The sequence below is a fragment of the Paenibacillus sp. UASWS1643 genome, assembly GCF_008693195.1.
Taxonomy (GTDB): domain Bacteria; phylum Bacillota; class Bacilli; order Paenibacillales; family Paenibacillaceae; genus Paenibacillus; species Paenibacillus amylolyticus_B.
In genome coordinates this window covers 36,580-52,302 of sequence record NZ_VXKZ01000099.1, presented here as the reverse complement: position 1 = coordinate 52,302, position 15,723 = coordinate 36,580, and the positions used below count along the sequence as shown (strand labels likewise).

Genomic DNA, 15,723 nt, shown 5'->3' with positions numbered 1-15,723 from the left:
CCTCCTTCTGTTCCATGTGTAAAGTTCCCCTTAGGGTCTATTACGCAGTCGTCCAAGAATGGTTCCAATTTTTTCGGCGGTTATCATGATTTCTTCCGTAGTATTACCCAATCCCCAGCTAAATCGAATCGCAGAGTGTAAAAATGTTTCAGGTAATTTCATCGCTTTCAGCACATGAGAGACTTCAAGTGACCCGGAGGTGCAGGCCGAACCGCTTGCAACAGCAATTCCTTCCATATCCAGATTCATTAACATCGTCTCAGTGGACACTTCCGGAAAGCTGATATTCAGGATGTTTGGCAGCGTATGTTCCGGGTGCCCATTCACATGAAAGTGCTCCGTCCCCACATGGATTTCAAGCTGTTCCAACAAAAGTTTGCGCAATTCCAAATCATGCTGACGATGCGTCTCCTTTTGTGCTGATGCAATCTTCAGAGCCTCTGCAAATCCGGTAATACCTGCGATATTTTCCGTACCAGCGCGCCGCTGACGCTCTTGCAACCCACCGTGAGCTCTTGCTTCCAGCACAATTCCTCTCCGTACATAGAGTACACCCACGCCCTGAGGTCCATTGATTTTATGCGCAGAGAAGCTGATCAGGTCCACAGGAAATTCCTTACAGGAAATATCCTGACTGCCCAGAGCCTGAACTGCATCGGTATGGAACAGAATATTGTGTTTACGTGCAATCTCACCGACCTCACGTATCGGCTGAATCGTGCCCACTTCATTGTTGGCATACATCATGGTAATCAGCACCGTATCCGGACGAATAGCCTCTCGCAACTCATCCAGATTTATTCGTCCGTATCGATCAACAGATACATAGGTTACTTCATAACCTTGCCGCTCCAGTTCCTGACACGTATGCAACACAGCATGATGCTCAATGGCCGTCGTAATGACGTGTTTCCCCTTATCCTGCCTTGCTGAGACTGCTCCAAAGATTGCCAGATTGTCGCTCTCCGTGCCACCTCCGGTAAATACCAATTCGTCCGGGAAACAGCCCAAAGACGCCGCAATGACATCCCTTGCTCCGCTGACTGTCCGTTTGGCTTCACGCCCAAAGGCATGAATACTTGATGCATTGCCAAATTGCCCTGTCATGACGTTCATCATCGCTTCTGCGACTTGTGGATGCATAGGTGTCGATGCGGCGTGATCCAAATAAATTCGTTTCATTTATCTTCACCCCGTTATATGTTAAATTATCTTATTCTGCTGTTACGATATCTGTTTCACAGCCTCATAATGCTAACCAACCTCAAGCCTTTGTATGAACATATGTTAAGGCATGGATAAAGCCCCCAAATGGGGGCTCAAGTAAGTTAGCATGTCATGCTAGCGCAGTCACTGTTAAATATAGAACATGTAGCTATCTTTTTTCTCTTGATCCTGGAATGTAATCAGGTCTTTCAGTGTTGTGGAATCCAACACTTCCGCAATCCCGTCACGAATACGCAACCACAGATCACGTTTCGCCGGATCATCTTCCTCCGTGAAGTCTACTGGAGAGATTGGCCCTTCCAGTACACGAATTACATCGCCTGCAGTTACGGTTGCAGGATCACCCGCAAGGATATAACCGCCGTATGCACCTCTAATGCTCTTCACCAGTCCTGCATTACGTAGTGGAGCAATCAGTTGCTCCAGGTAATGCTCCGAGAGTTGGTTGCGCTCGGCAATGCTTTTAAGTGATGTAGGGCCTTCGCCTGTTCTGGCAGCAAGCTCCATCATGATTGTGAGGCCGTAACGGCCTTTTGTCGATATTTTCAAAGGAGTCACCTCTTTCAATTTTCAGTAACGATTGGAAACTTTATATTTTATCCTGCAGTCCATGACCGTTTGTTTCACGATCTGTCCACAGCAGAGATTCATAGAACTCAATTTCTAACTTTCTAATTCTCCGTATTCCGATCATAACCCTCAGCTAATGTTAACATATCTGCATGCTTTATGGAAAAGAAAGATTGACGATATTCCAAAATGTGCGTCTGTGGTGGACACTATCCAAAATTGGCCGGGTGTATCGTATCTTGAGTCCGGTTATGCTAGAATAAGAAACGAAACACATTTATATATAGAAATGGTGATAACGATGTCCAAAACAATTGAAAATACACGGGTCGTCGTTGGCATGTCCGGAGGTGTCGATTCTTCCGTTACCGCGCTGTTGCTGAAAGAGCAAGGGTACGATGTCATCGGCATTTTCATGAAAAACTGGGATGACACCGACGAGTTCGGCCACTGTACCGCTGAAGAAGATTCAGAGGATGTACGCCGCGTATGTGAACAGATCGGCATTCCTTACTACACTGTCAACTTCGAGAAAGAATATTTTGATAAAGTATTTACCTATTTCCTTGATGAATATAAGTCGGGTCGCACGCCAAATCCGGATGTCATGTGTAATCGTGAGATCAAATTTGGTGAATTCCTGAACAAAGCTCTGGATCTCGGCGCAGATTATGTAGCTACAGGACACTATGCTCGTCTGATTGAAGAAGATGGCACATTCAAACTGCTGCGTGGTGTGGACAACAATAAGGATCAGACCTATTTCCTTAACGCACTCAATCAGAACCAGTTGTCCAAAGCCATGTTCCCGATTGGTCATCTGCCCAAACCGGAAGTACGCAAAATCGCAGAAGCGGCTGGCTTGTATACGGCCAAGAAAAAAGACAGCACAGGTGTCTGCTTCATCGGCGAGCGCAATTTCAAAGAGTTCCTGAGCAACTATCTGCCTGCCAAAGGTGGAGACATGGTTGATATCGTGACCGGTGAAGTCAAAGGCCGCCATGATGGTCTGATGTACTACACACTTGGACAGCGCCAAGGTCTTGGCATTGGTGGTTCAGGCAATGGTGAGCCCTGGTTCGTTGCAGACAAAAATCTGGAGAAAAATCAACTGCTTGTTGTTCAGGGCGATGCCCATGCAAGCCTGTACTCCACTGGTCTAACCGCAACGGGTGTGAACTGGATTGCTGGTACAGAGCACATGCCTAATGTGCCATACCGTTGTACTGCCAAATTCCGCTATCGTCAGCCGGATCAAGGTGTTACACTGACCTGGCAGGAAGATGGAAGTGTGGACGTACAATTTGATCAGCAGCAAAAAGCCATTACGCCAGGACAAGCCGTTGTTTTCTACGACGGAGAAATCTGTCTGGGTGGGGGTACGATCGATCAGGTGCAAAAGGTACCTGTACCCGCAATGCAATAATAGAGCTTGTCCATAAAATGCGGATTATACACAATACCGTGTATCCCTATTAAAAAAGCCGTCTTTCATGTATACCATGAAGGATGGCTTTTTTCCTGCTTTCTTTGCAAAAAAAATAAAAATAGTTCGTTATGCAGTCAACCAGACTCCTGCCAAGGAGGCCAACACCCCAACTACAACCGAACTGACAACGTAAAGCGCCGCGCTTGCGTATCGTTGTCGACCCATAAGTCCTAACGTTTCATAACCAAAAGTGGAGAATGTGGTGTACGCACCGCAGAATCCGGTTCCCCAGATCACCCAGATTGCATCTGAGATCATTACAGATTGATGCCACCCGTATAACAGTCCAAGCAGCAGTGAACCACTGATATTGATGATCCATGTCCCCCATGGAAAAGCCGTTCCCAGCAAGCCCGAGACCCATTTGCCCAGACTGAAACGCAGTACCGCACCCAGTACACCTGCCAAACCAATCCATAAGATCATGAAGCATCACCCTCTTGTCTTGGCACTCCCAACATACGCTGTCCAATGCTCATTCCCAACGCACAAAGCATTAATCCTGCCAACAGACTTACGATCATATAAAGGGCGGCATTGACCCACTCGCCCCCTTCAGATAAACGAACAATATCCAGTGTTAACGTGGAGAATGTTGTAAATGCGCCAGTAAAACCAGTGCCAATGGCCAGTCGAAGTTGTGGTGTTATTTTGCCTGGAACAGCTATGGTAAAGAACCACCCTAAAAAAAGACTGCCGATTGCATTAATTAGCAGCACTGCCCAAGGGAACCCCCCATGGACAGTTGGTATCGCTAACTGTATGGCATATCGGGTTAATGTCCCCAGAAATCCACCCGCCCCTATATACAAAAGCTCTTTCATGTTGTGTGCATCTCCCGAATAATCTGTCTGTTCTTAAAATTCCCTGCGCCGCTGTTGGTTCAGCCTGATCTTCGATTCGTTGCCTTGCTCCGTTGCCTCATAGAATATTCTACGTGAAAGCTGCTTTGGCAAATATTCTTGCTTCACAAAATGCCCTGGATAGTTGTGTGGATATTGATAGCCCTCATGTCCAAGTTTTACAGCACCCGAGTAATGCGTATCTCGCAAGTGAAGCGGAACTTCTGCCGATTTTACTTCATCAATCGCGTTCATAGCTTTGGAAATGGCGGTGTACACCGCATTGGATTTTGGACTTTCGACTGCAAACAGAATCGCTTGTGCAATGTTCAGCTTGGCTTCGGGCCAGCCGTTATTCCGGTACGCATCAAGTGCTCCAATGGCCTGTGTCATGGCTTGCGGGTTCGCAAGTCCAATATCTTCACTGCTCGCTGCAATCAGACGCCGAATGAAGGTCATCGGGTCCATGCCGAGCTTCTCCACCGCGTATAGAAACCAAAACAACGCCGCATCACTGGAACCCCGTATACTCTTGTGAAATGCAGACAGCACATCATACTGTGTCGATTCATCCGCCTTCACAATGGGGCGCCGAATAGACTCCTCAGCTACACCAAGCGTAATATGAATGGACCCATCCTTCTCCGGTGGCGTGGTTAACGCAGCCAGTTCAAGCGCGTTAAGTGCACGCCGAATATCCCCGTTAGCCATCGTAGCAATATGTTCAAGTGCCTCATCGTCCGCCTGTAGTTCCATGAACCCCAGACCTTTGTCCGCATCACTCAACGCTCTACGCATCGCAATCAGCGAATGCTCCTTGTTCAGTGATTCCAGCTGGAACAGGGTGGAACGGCTCATCAAGGCTCCATTGACATAATGAAAGGGATTCTCTGTCGTCGCGCCGATAAAAATAATCGTACCCTTCTCTACCGCTGGCAATAACGCATCCTGACGTGAACTGTTAAACCGATGTACCTCGTCGAGAAACAGAATGGTTTTGGTTCCATACAGCTGTTTGTTCGTTTGAGCCTGTTCGATGACTTCACGTACATCCTTGACGGAAGCTTCCACTGCATTCAGGCGAACGAACTGTCCCTGCGTTTGCTGAGAAATAATATGTGCCAAGGTAGTCTTGCCACATCCCGGAGGGCCATATAACAAGATGGACGAAATCTGATCCGCCTCGATGGCGCGCCGCAGTAATTTCCCTGGTCCAATAATATGTTCCTGTCCAATATATTCATCCAGATGCTCTGGCCGCATGCGGTCCGCGAGCAATCTGGCTTGTGGTTTTGAGTCCTGCTGAAACGAAAATAAATCCATTGCTCATCACTTCCTTAACGGATTGCCTTAACATGTGTACATTTACACTTCTGATGTATTACCACTCTCTATCATATCATACTCCCGTGGTAACATAGCTATAAATGCGCCAAGCGCACTGCTGACAAACGCATCCTTGCGTGTAATAAAATGAGTCATCATTCTACTTATGCCAGAAGGGAGCGAATGTTTGCGAAGATTTCCACTTGCGATTTGCTGCCGAATCACAATCTCTGGTAACAGAGAAATCCCCATTCCGGACGTCACTCCACTAATAATCGCCTCCAGCGTTCCAAACTCCATAATCACTGGACGATTTACCCCACTTGAGAGCAACCACTCCTCTAAAATCTGTCGGTAGGAGCATCCCATGCTGTAGACAAGGATCGGCTTACGGGTAAGCTCTTCTTCGGGCCCCACACCCGACGAGACCACAAATAACTCTTCATCAAATAAATCGATGGACTCTATATCGGGATGATCACAGGAACAACCAATGAAAGCCCCTTCCAATTCATACCCAATAACTTGATCAATAAGCATCTGCGAATTGCCCGTAGCCAGTGACAAGGACACTTCGGGATACTGTTGATAATATTTTGCAAAAAGCTCAGGTAAACGAACTGCTGCTGCCGTCTGAGTAGACCCTATTCGCAACGGACCCGATGGTGTACTTGTCGCCCGTAGTGCCTTGGAAGCATCATTCAGCAAACCAATAATTTTATCCGCATACGTCAGCAGCATTGCTCCGGCTGGAGATAACGTCATGCCTCGGTTATGACGAATGAACAATGTTGTACCTACTTCTGCTTCCAGATGCCGGATTCGTGCCGTTACGTTGGATTGCACATACCCCAGTTTAGAAGCAGCTTTGGTCAGATTCCCTTCCTGTGCAACACACTGAAATATTCTAAGATCCCCGCTCTCCATGTTCCCCCCACTCTGACATCATTCAAAATGATATCCGCTTCATTACCAATCATTATACTTCATGAGTAAACCGAACTACAATTCATGTAGATCCCAAACCAGTCATCTGACTGGATGATGATAAGGAGTGTTCAGCATGACATACTGGAAAAATAGAGTTGCTCTGATCACAGGTGGTGGAACAGGTATAGGCCGTGCTGTAAGTGAGATGCTCGCTGAACGCGGAGCCTTGGTCGCTGTCAACTATTCCCGCTCACAAGATGCAGCAAGAGAGACTGTTCAACACATTTTGGATACGGGAGGCCATGCATTCGCCGTTCAAGCTAATGTTGTCAATGATCTTGATGTCCAGCGCATGGTCAATACAATAACTGAAACCTATGGCCCGATTACTGCACTTGTAAATAACGCCGGAATCACCCATCATATCCCTCTGCACGATCTGGAATCTGTTACAGATGACGTTTGGAACGAGCTGATTGATGTCAATGTGAAAGGCATGTTTCATTGCGTGCGTGCAGTGGCGGAAGGCATGAGACAGGCTGGTGGGGGTTCCATCGTGAATCTGGGCAGCATTGCAGGCAGTACGGGTTCTGGCTCATCCCTCCCTTACGCCGTCTCCAAAGCGGCAGTTCACGGCCTGACCTTATCCCTTGCGCATGCTCTCTCACCACACATTCGGGTGAATGCTATCGTCCCCGGCGCAGTTGCTACAAGGTGGTGGGCTGGAAACGAGGAGCGAATGTATCGTCTCGGCGGAGAAGTGTTATTACAGCATATTGCCTCACCTGAAGATATCGCACACATGATCTGTGCTGCGCTGGAACAGCAATCCATGACCGGGCAGCTAATTACTGTAGATAGCGGACAGACGTTATGAACTCCAGCCATGACACAGGTACCCGTACTATCCAACCCTTGAAGTATACAATTTTGATCATTTTGACAACGCTAATCATGGGTACTTCTTTTCCAGTCGGCAAGATCGGTATGTTATATGCTCCACCTTTCCTGCTCATGGGTCTACGTTATGTACTGGCAGGCAGCTTGATGGCCTGGTATCTTCGCAAACGTCCATTACCTACCCAGTGGCAGTCATGGTTGAAAATAATCCTCATTGGCCTGTTCCAATCCGCAGGAGTAATGGGCTGCGCCTACTACAGCATGAACTGGATTACCTCTGGCGAATCGGCCATTATTACATTTACCAATCCGTTACTGGTCATTATCCTCAGTGCACTCTTGTATAGCGTGACCTACCGCTTCAGTCAGTGGATCGGTGTTATGCTCGGTTTCATGGGGATTATGTTAACCTTTGGATGGCAGATGAGTTTTAGCCCTGGAACCTGGATTGGTTTCGCTGGTGCGATCTCCTTTGCCGTGTCCACATTGCTCATCAAACGCTGGGGCGATGACTACGATACTTTTGTCTTAACAGCCTATCAGATGCTCGCTGGAGGTGCTGCGTTGCTTCTGCTGAGCGTATGGACTGAACAGCCTCACTTTATGGTCAATACCACCTCGGTTATGGCGCTGCTCTGGTTAACGCTTGTTTGCTCCATCATTCAGTTTTCACTCTGGTTTTACCTGCTTCAGAATAGTGACCCAGCCCAAACCAGTTCGTATCTGTTTCTGGCGCCGTTCTTTGGTGTACTATCGAGTTGGATTTTACTGGGGGAGCATGTACAGTGGTTTGCATTGGCAGGCGGTTTATTCATTGGTGTTGGCATATTCCTGGTGAACCGTCGCTCGTCCAGAATGGGAAATAGGGTAACATAAACCTGAACTTCCTCCGTCGTTTTTTCTCGGAAAATTACGCGATTCTCGCACAAAAGCAGAAAAAGGCATGCGCTTATGGGATTTCCCATGAACGTCATGCCTTTCTTTGGTTAAGCAAACTTTATTTACCCAATCTCAGGCCAACCCTGAATGGTTACTGGCTCGCCGTCGGGACTATGTGTAGCAGCCGCGTATTCTGGCAAATCACCTTCATGGAAGAGCCACAATTCGTGCAAGGCCCGTGTACAACCAACGTACAACAGCTTTGCATCACCGGCATTTGGCAAATAATGCTTCTGGTCTACGTCTGCCACAATAACGGAATCAAACTCCAACCCTTTAGACAGATAAACTGGTAAAACGGAGTGTCCACCCGTGTACTGCTTTTTGCCACCATCGATCAGGTTTAGATCCCAGCCTGCGTCCTGAAGTTCACGATGAAGTTCCTCTGCTTCATGCAGTGTACGGGTCAGGATGGAGACCGTTCGGTAGTCTTTGACGGTTAACACCTTCAAAGCCTGCTCCAGACTTGCCGTCCGCCCTTCGCCTCCATAAGCCAATGTCCGAACCGGATCACCACTACGGAAAACAGGAATCGCCGTAATTCCGCTCTTGACGCCCCGTTCCAGAATCGTATTGGCATAATCGATAATTTCCATCGTCGAACGATAACTTCGGGTCAATGCAAAGTATGCATTCTGTTCCTCAGGAAATAGAGAACTCATCTCTTCCCACGCATGAACACCACGGTACTCATGAATCCCTTGGGACAAGTCACCAAGTATGGTGAAGGAATGCCCTTTGACGAAACGATCCAATAACGCCACATGGAAAGGTGAAAAGTCCTGGGCTTCATCGATCACAATATGGTCAAACCGCTCCGAGCCCTCAATATCATGGACCAATGTATGAATGTATACCAATGCAGGCAAATCCTCTTCACGGACGATATCCTGCTTCAGATCCGCTGCCGTTTGTTTCATGACCAATTTTGGAATAAGCCCGCTGAGCGAGGCTGGCACTGAACCACCCTTTGCAGCTTTAAATAGCTGTTTATATAACGTAAGCGGCTCGTATTGAGGCCACTTTTTGGCATAAGCTTTCTCACGAGTAGATGCTTTTTTCTTGCGTTCTTTGCGCACAGCTTCTGGCATCGGTTTCTTAAGTTCCATCTCAATCCAGCGGTGAACCCGCGCCATGACCCGTTCTTTGCGTTTGGCCAGCGGATAATGTTTGTACTCCTCACCGAACCAGTTCTCGATCTCCGTCTTGCTGAGCACCTTACCATCCCATGGACTGAAGTCCATATCCGGTACGGAATCCGCTTCCATCCCCGAGAGCCACTCTCGAATAAGCTCCATGAAACGGATCGATCCTTTGTAACGTCCAGGTACATCATCATTCAATTCAGGCCGTGCATCAGGTGTTTCGAACCAGGTGTTCAATGTATCCGACGTATTCGCCAAAGGCATCTCCAGCCCCAGCAGGTTCATCGCCCAATCCGGAAATGTCCGCTGTTGAATGTCCCCTACTCCAAGTTCCGGAAGCACATCCGAGATGTAATCCAGGAACATATGGTTGGGTGCAAAAATAACCATTTTCTCCGCAGATACCTGCTCCTTATACTGATATAGCAAAAAGGCAAGCCGATGCAGGGCAACCGTTGTTTTCCCGGATCCAGCTACACCCTGAATGATCAATGCGGTATTTCGCGCCGCACGAATAATCAGATCCTGCTCCGCCTGAATTGTAGATACGATGTCACGGAGTTTGTTATCCTTGTTCTCTCCCAGACGATAAACGAGAAATTCATCAGATACCGCTGGCTGGTCGCTGTCACGGTTATATGTATCCGCCACACGTTCCAATATCCGCTGCCGAATGACAACGTTTCGTTTCAGATATACGAGACCTTCAATAAGCCCTTCCGGGGCTTCATACGTAGCGGAGGCTTCTCCTCCGGTAAATGAGTAAAACAGGCTCGCGACAGGAGCACGCCAGTCGATGACGAGCGGATGCTCTCCCACCTCTTCGCGGTCTACGCCGATTTTGCCAATATACAGCGGTTTCCGTGCACCACTGCCCTGTTCTTCGAAATCCAAGCGTCCGAAATAGGGTTGCTGCGCGCTCTTGGACAAGGCGGTGCGGCGCTCTTCGCGTCCAGCTTCCAGCACTTGTTCTGTGAAGTCGTGGCCGGTATATACCGGAATATTTTGCAGTCGTTCCAACTGACTGTCCACTTCCTCCATCGTTCGCTCTAACCTGTACTCTTCTTCTTGATAGGCACTTTGAAAGCTGTCTGACATGTTTCAGTTACCTCCTAAGAATATGTTTTGCTCTGCATCGCCTAGATCTGGCAATACAAAAGGATACTTACTATATCACATAGGGCAATTGAAAGCCATATCCGATTTGTAGGCTTACTTTTGTAAGGCATGAAGCTTATCTGAATTGATAATTAATGATGGCACTGACAAGCGCACAACAACCGAACAAAATAAACCACCAGGCCCACCTGTTTCTGACCTGCCTGCGTCTGCTGTTCAATTCGCCGTAAATCCCGATTAGCATTACAATGGTGGAAAAACTGATTCCCACGATCCAACCAGCCATAATATCTGCCCCTTTGTTTTCAGTACACACGATTAGTCTCTTATTTCCTGTGTTTTAAATGAAAAGCTCCTCCTCGAATATCCACTTGGAATTCACTTTTTCCACTTTTGTGTATTAGATCTTTGCTGTTCCCATGAAGGGGAATCAAATCAAATTCACTTTTTAACGCTCCTGATCTTCTTTTAAGTAAAATTCGGAAACCTTCGTTATCTGGAATGGAAACCACTGCCTTTGCCCCTGTGGATACGGAATGCAATCTCTCTGGCATCTTGAGACAGTCCATATTTATTCCTCTGCCTGTTGTGATAATTTGCAAGTGGCGAAACTCCCCCGAAATGTCGATCTTGGCTGAACTGGATTGAAGATTGAATTTATTTGCACTAAGGTGCTGCCCTTTCACTACGGATGCCAATGCGCACAGTTCGAGCTCATCCATCCTCCCTGATAGGTCTACACTACCTGAGGTGATCTTACATTGACAGCGAGTAGCCAAAAGCCGATTCAACCGGAGTTGTCCTCCTGTGGAGTTTAGTAAAATACGATCAAAAACCCGAGCAGGAAGCTGAATCTCCAATGCTGTTCTACCGATATTTATTCCAACGAGGCCTCTCCTTTTTCTCCCGTCCGCAATGCTTAAGGTATCCCCTTGAATGTTAACTTGCATCAGCCTACGCTTGGAAAAGCACGCATCCGCATATTGCATAACGTGAATCAGTTCATCCACACTCGGAAGAACGCTGATATCTCCTGACAACCAATTTAGCTGTATATCTTGAATGGATTGATCAATGTCTATGCTCTTGCATAAGGCAAGCTCGCTACTTTTCAACATCTTCTCCCTCTCCATTTCAAACAATCAGGTGTATGTTTAATCCGCCTCCGCATAGCCTCCCGTGCTGGCATGCCGATTGGTAATACGCTGAATAAGTTGTTCGCTAACGATATCGGCGCCCAAGAGCTTCATCATGTGCTGTAGAAACTTGAGTCTCTCCAATGTCTGTTCCTGATCTCTACCAAAAAGAAGGGGGTTGATCCAAATGTTGACGAGCAACATGAATATTTCGGCACACTCCAAAGGAAATTCAACTGAAATGGACCCATCCTCCTTTCCCTGTTCCATAATGTCGGCAATAATTCGAGCATCCTTCAGAACACCTTTTCTGATCCCGCCAAGAACAAACTGTGGATTCTTGATCTGTGTGCTAAGAACCTGATCAATTGAATTGGACTGAATTCCAGGATCAATGATGATATTTTCCAAAATACTGATGAGCTTCTGTCTAGCATCTGGAGCATGCGTGTTCTGAATCAGTTCCATAAACATGCCTTCTGCCCGCCCAAGCTCTTTCTCCATCACTGCACTGAGAATATCCTCCTTGGATTTGAAATGATGATATATCGCACCTTTGGACATACCTAATTCATCTATAATGTCCTGAATACTGGTCTTTTCATATCCCTTTTCGGTAAACATTTGAGTTGAGACTGCCAGAATCAGATCCAGTGTCTGCTCGGGGTATTTATTTCTAGCCATAAAATCCTCCTTATACATACCAACGGTCGGTATCTATAATATAGAGTATGTTGGTCTTACTGTAAATATGAGGAACTGAAAGGATAAGAAAAAGGATCTCCGTTGAAATACCTCTTGGGTATAACGGAGACCCTTTTAACAATGGAGACTACTCTTCGTTTTGCACTCTAGCTGCATTGCCTTCCTGTGCGACAAACTGCTTCTGCGCTAATTCACGATACACCGAATGACTGCTGATCAATTCCGCATGAGTTCCTGTTCCGGTAACATGTCCATGCTCCAATACAACAATCTGATCGGAATCCACAACCGTGGACAATCGGTGCGCGATCACGATCGTGGTTCTGCCTTCCATCAGGTTGGACAAAGCCTGTTGTACTTCATACTCAGAGGTGCTGTCCAGACTGGATGTCGCTTCATCCAACATGAGAATATCCGGACTGCGCAGTAAGGCACGAGCAATAGCAATCCGCTGACGTTGGCCCCCGGATAACTTGATTCCTCTCTCGCCCACTTCCGTGTCATAACCCTGTGGCAGCTTGTCGATAAAATCGGCAGAATAGGCCATCTCAGCAGCTCGCCGGATCTCATCCATCGTGGCCTCACGACCTAATCCGTACGTGATGTTGTCTTTGATCGTACCCGCCATAAGTGGACTTTCCTGAGATACATACCCAATCTTGCTACGCCAGGAGGCCAAAGAATAATCCGTTATGGCTTGTCCCCCATATGAAATATGGCCTGAATCGGGCATATAGAACTGCTCCATCAAGGAGAACAGTGTTGATTTGCCACTACCGCTTGGGCCGACAATCGCTGTCACTTTTTGTGTAGGTACCGTCAGATTGATTCCGTGCAGCACTTCCTCACCTGTGACATAGGAAAAGTGTACATCATGGAATGCAATCGTCTCATTTCCTTTTGGAGCTACCTTGGTGCTGTGATGTGGCTCTTCCTCGTCTGCAAGTATGGCCTGTATACGCTCCGTTGCACCTACTACTTTTTGCAAACGGGAATATAGCGTTGTGAATTGTCCCATTGGCATAATCACCTGGAACAACAGCAAAATGAACGCAACCAGTTCACCCGGTGATAGCATACCAGACGCTACACGCATTCCCCCCACACCCAGAATAACGACCAACACCGCAGTCATGACAAATGTAAACAAGGGACCGATCAGCGCGAGGATACGTGCCTCCTGCAAGCCAAAAGCAAACATTTTACGAATCCGGGAATCTCCTGCTTCTGATTCCTGTTTCTCCGTTCCATAGGCTTTCACCAAGCGGATCTCACCAATAACCTGACTAAGTACAGACGTAAGACCTGCCATCTCGTCCTGTTGTTTCTTGGAGATCTTGTACATTTTCTTACCCACCGGCAACAGAATCAACAACGTAAGTGGCACCAGACTCAGGATAATGAGCGACATCACCCAATCCAAGTAAAATAGTAACGCCACGCCACCTACAACAGCAACAATGTTGGATACAAAAGAAACCAAATAATCTGCGATCAACGTCATGATCTGGCTTGTATCATTGGTAATCCGGCTCATCGTATCGCCTGTCCGATTTCGGTCGAAATACGGCATTCTCAGCGACAAGACCTTGTTCCACAGCTTAGTGCGAAGCGTTGCGACCACGCGTTGTCCTGCGTAATTTAACATATAAATGCTAATACCTGAGGCAATCGCCTGAATCACAAATGCCCCAAGCAATAACAAAATCACAGATTTGTTCAATGCCGAAGTGGTAAGTCCATCAATCAGACCTTTGGTCATCAATGGCACGATCAGTCCGGCTGTTGTTTGAATCAGGGTTAAGATGAGGGCAAGAATCAAAATCAGTTTTGGCGGATTCGTGGAAGCGATAAGCTTGACGAAATCCTTAAATCCCTTTTTTCCTACCTTCGGTTCATTCTGCCCTGCTTGTTGCTGCTCTTCCATTCCCGTTCCTCCCGTTCTCCATCTGCTCACCAGAGATCATACGTATGAACTTACATGACGTTGCCTTTTGTTGTTTAACACAGCTTTACAAGATACCATGTAACACAAAATTGGCTAAAAAGAGGATGGAAATGCCATACATGACCACAGGTACCTGTTTACCTTGACCTGCTGCCAACTTCGCTAATGGATAGGCAATAAATCCAAACGCCATACCGTCCACGATGCTATATGTAAATGGAATCATGACCATGATCAGAAATGCTGGGAACGCCTCTGTAAAGTCACCAAAATCCATATCTTTCACACCTTGCACCATCAGGCCACCAATAATGATCAAAATGGGTGCAATTGCACTGTCCGGAATGTAACCGAGTAGCGGGATGAAGAAAAAAGTAGCCCCGAATAACACGGCTGTAACGAGTGGAGTCAAACCTGTGCGACCACCTGCGGCAATACCAGCTGTCGTCTCGGCGGCGGCAACTGGAGGACTGCTTCCGAATATGCCTGCCAGCACGGTACTAATCGATAGTGCCCGCAGACTTCCCTTGAATCGCTCCGGACGACCAATCATCTGTGTCTGAGCGGTAATTAAACCGATATTTTCGAACACCACAATTAGCAGTAGCAAAAATACCGCGATCCAGAATGCTACATCAGCCAGCTTCATCAAGGACAATTCACCAAACAAACCGCCATATTGACGCAGCGCATCCATCGCAGATACGGATTCACCCGGGTTCACTGCTCCAAGTACATAGGCAAGACCTGTCCCGACCAAAATACTAATTAGAAGTCCGCCTTGCACATTACGGATAAATAAAATCAAGGCCAGCACCAGCGTAACGCAGGCTGTAATGACATTCGGATCATTAAAGTGACCAATCGCGACAAACGTCGTCTGATGCGCGATAACGATTCCACTTTTTTGCAAACCGATAAATGTCAGAAACAAACCAATCCCGACCGTAATGCCATGCTGCAGATTTTTCGGGATCGCTTCGCTGATCATTTTGTATAGTGACGTAAATGCAACAATGGCAAACAGTATACCTGTAACGGTTACTACAGCCAGCGCTTCTTGCCAGCTTAATTTCATGGAATGTACAAGTGTATACGTAAAAAATGCATTAATCCCCATTCCGGGTACCACGATAATCGGTGATTTTCCGCCAAATGCCATGAGCAAACAGCCTGCAATGGATGTCAGCAGGGTTCCAACCATGGCTGCCTGCAAAGGCATCCCGGCATCGGAAAGAATTGTAGCATTGACCATAACGATATAGACCACGGCAAAATAGGAAATGGCTCCCGCCACAACTTCCTTCTTCCACTGGTCTCCTGGCTCCATGCCAAGACGTCTGGTCATCCATCCGTGTTTCATTTCGTTCTATTCCCCTCTCTGTAGCCGCAAAATCTTTATGTATGTATCATCATTTCGCGCAGCAGTGAATATCATACACGGTTT

General features: G+C 47.1%; 15 protein-coding genes. 3 read left to right on the top strand and 12 right to left on the bottom strand.

Translation table 11 applies throughout. The features are described 5' to 3' along the window. Positions 1-30: 30 nt before the first annotated feature. Both FE296_RS07260 and cymR read right to left on the bottom strand, forming a co-directional pair. Positions 31-1,182, bottom strand: coding sequence for a cysteine desulfurase family protein (locus FE296_RS07260; protein ID WP_150364603.1), 1,152 nt, complete (start codon positions 1,180-1,182; stop codon positions 31-33). A 174-nt stretch (positions 1,183-1,356) separates the two neighbouring features. Then, entirely contained in the window at positions 1,357-1,776 is a 420-nt protein-coding gene (gene cymR, locus FE296_RS07255) for a cysteine metabolism transcriptional regulator CymR (RefSeq protein WP_062835876.1), read from the bottom strand. A 322-nt stretch (positions 1,777-2,098) separates the two neighbouring features. Here cymR and mnmA point away from each other — a divergent pair, with 322 nt between their 5' ends. Next, positions 2,099-3,223 carry a tRNA 2-thiouridine(34) synthase MnmA gene (gene mnmA / locus FE296_RS07250; RefSeq protein ID WP_150364602.1) on the top strand — a complete coding sequence of 375 codons (1,125 nt, stop codon included), beginning with the start codon at positions 2,099-2,101 and terminating at the stop codon, positions 3,221-3,223. A 129-nt stretch (positions 3,224-3,352) separates the two neighbouring features. On the opposite strand, the gene crcB is transcribed toward mnmA, so the two are convergent. Genes crcB through FE296_RS07230 form a run of 4 tightly spaced genes read right to left on the bottom strand, consistent with a single transcriptional unit; the run spans position 3,353 to position 6,381 of the window. Next, positions 3,353-3,712 (bottom strand): fluoride efflux transporter CrcB, encoded by a 360-nt coding sequence (gene crcB / locus FE296_RS07245; protein ID WP_124115617.1) that lies wholly within the window; start codon positions 3,710-3,712, stop codon positions 3,353-3,355. Next, on the bottom strand, positions 3,709-4,110 hold the full coding sequence (locus tag FE296_RS07240) for a fluoride efflux transporter FluC (protein ID WP_124115616.1): 402 nt from the start codon (positions 4,108-4,110) through the stop codon (positions 3,709-3,711). Before FE296_RS07240 ends, crcB begins: the two co-directional genes overlap by 4 nt. Positions 4,111-4,143: 33 nt before the next feature. Continuing rightward, entirely contained in the window at positions 4,144-5,451 is a 1,308-nt protein-coding gene (locus tag FE296_RS07235; RefSeq protein ID WP_150364601.1) for a replication-associated recombination protein A, read from the bottom strand. Positions 5,452-5,493: 42 nt separating this feature from the next. Continuing rightward, positions 5,494-6,381: a LysR family transcriptional regulator gene (locus FE296_RS07230; protein WP_150364600.1), complete on the bottom strand. Its 888-nt coding sequence runs from the start codon at positions 6,379-6,381 to the stop codon at positions 5,494-5,496. Between the two features lie 136 nt (positions 6,382-6,517). On the opposite strand from FE296_RS07230, the gene FE296_RS07225 reads away from it, so the two are divergent. Both FE296_RS07225 and FE296_RS07220 read left to right on the top strand, forming a co-directional pair. Then, positions 6,518-7,261, top strand: coding sequence for an SDR family NAD(P)-dependent oxidoreductase (locus tag FE296_RS07225; protein ID WP_150364599.1), 744 nt, complete (start codon positions 6,518-6,520; stop codon positions 7,259-7,261). Further along, entirely contained in the window at positions 7,258-8,160 is a 903-nt protein-coding gene (locus FE296_RS07220) for a DMT family transporter (RefSeq protein WP_150364598.1), read from the top strand. Before FE296_RS07225 ends, FE296_RS07220 begins: the two co-directional genes overlap by 4 nt. Positions 8,161-8,285: 125 nt before the next feature. Here FE296_RS07220 and FE296_RS07215 read toward each other — a convergent pair whose 3' ends face one another. The 6 genes from FE296_RS07215 to FE296_RS07195 all read right to left on the bottom strand — a co-directional run bounded on the left by FE296_RS07215 (position 8,286) and on the right by FE296_RS07195 (position 15,639). Further along, positions 8,286-10,466 (bottom strand): HelD family protein, encoded by a 2,181-nt coding sequence (locus FE296_RS07215; protein ID WP_150364597.1) that lies wholly within the window; start codon positions 10,464-10,466, stop codon positions 8,286-8,288. 136 nt (positions 10,467-10,602) lie between these two features. Then, positions 10,603-10,773, bottom strand: coding sequence for a hypothetical protein (locus FE296_RS32670; protein WP_190945071.1), 171 nt, complete (start codon positions 10,771-10,773; stop codon positions 10,603-10,605). A gap of 40 nt (positions 10,774-10,813) precedes the next feature. Then, positions 10,814-11,605: a DUF4097 family beta strand repeat-containing protein gene (locus tag FE296_RS07210; RefSeq protein WP_190945070.1), complete on the bottom strand. Its 792-nt coding sequence runs from the start codon at positions 11,603-11,605 to the stop codon at positions 10,814-10,816. A gap of 36 nt (positions 11,606-11,641) precedes the next feature. After that, on the bottom strand, positions 11,642-12,307 hold the full coding sequence (locus FE296_RS07205; RefSeq protein ID WP_150364595.1) for a TetR/AcrR family transcriptional regulator: 666 nt from the start codon (positions 12,305-12,307) through the stop codon (positions 11,642-11,644). A gap of 148 nt (positions 12,308-12,455) precedes the next feature. Next, complete coding sequence (locus FE296_RS07200) at positions 12,456-14,255, bottom strand: ABC transporter ATP-binding protein (RefSeq protein WP_150364594.1); 1,800 nt, start codon at positions 14,253-14,255, stop codon at positions 12,456-12,458. 85 nt (positions 14,256-14,340) lie between these two features. Beyond that, complete coding sequence (locus tag FE296_RS07195; RefSeq protein ID WP_124115609.1) at positions 14,341-15,639, bottom strand: NCS2 family permease; 1,299 nt, start codon at positions 15,637-15,639, stop codon at positions 14,341-14,343. Positions 15,640-15,723 lie beyond the last annotated feature (84 nt).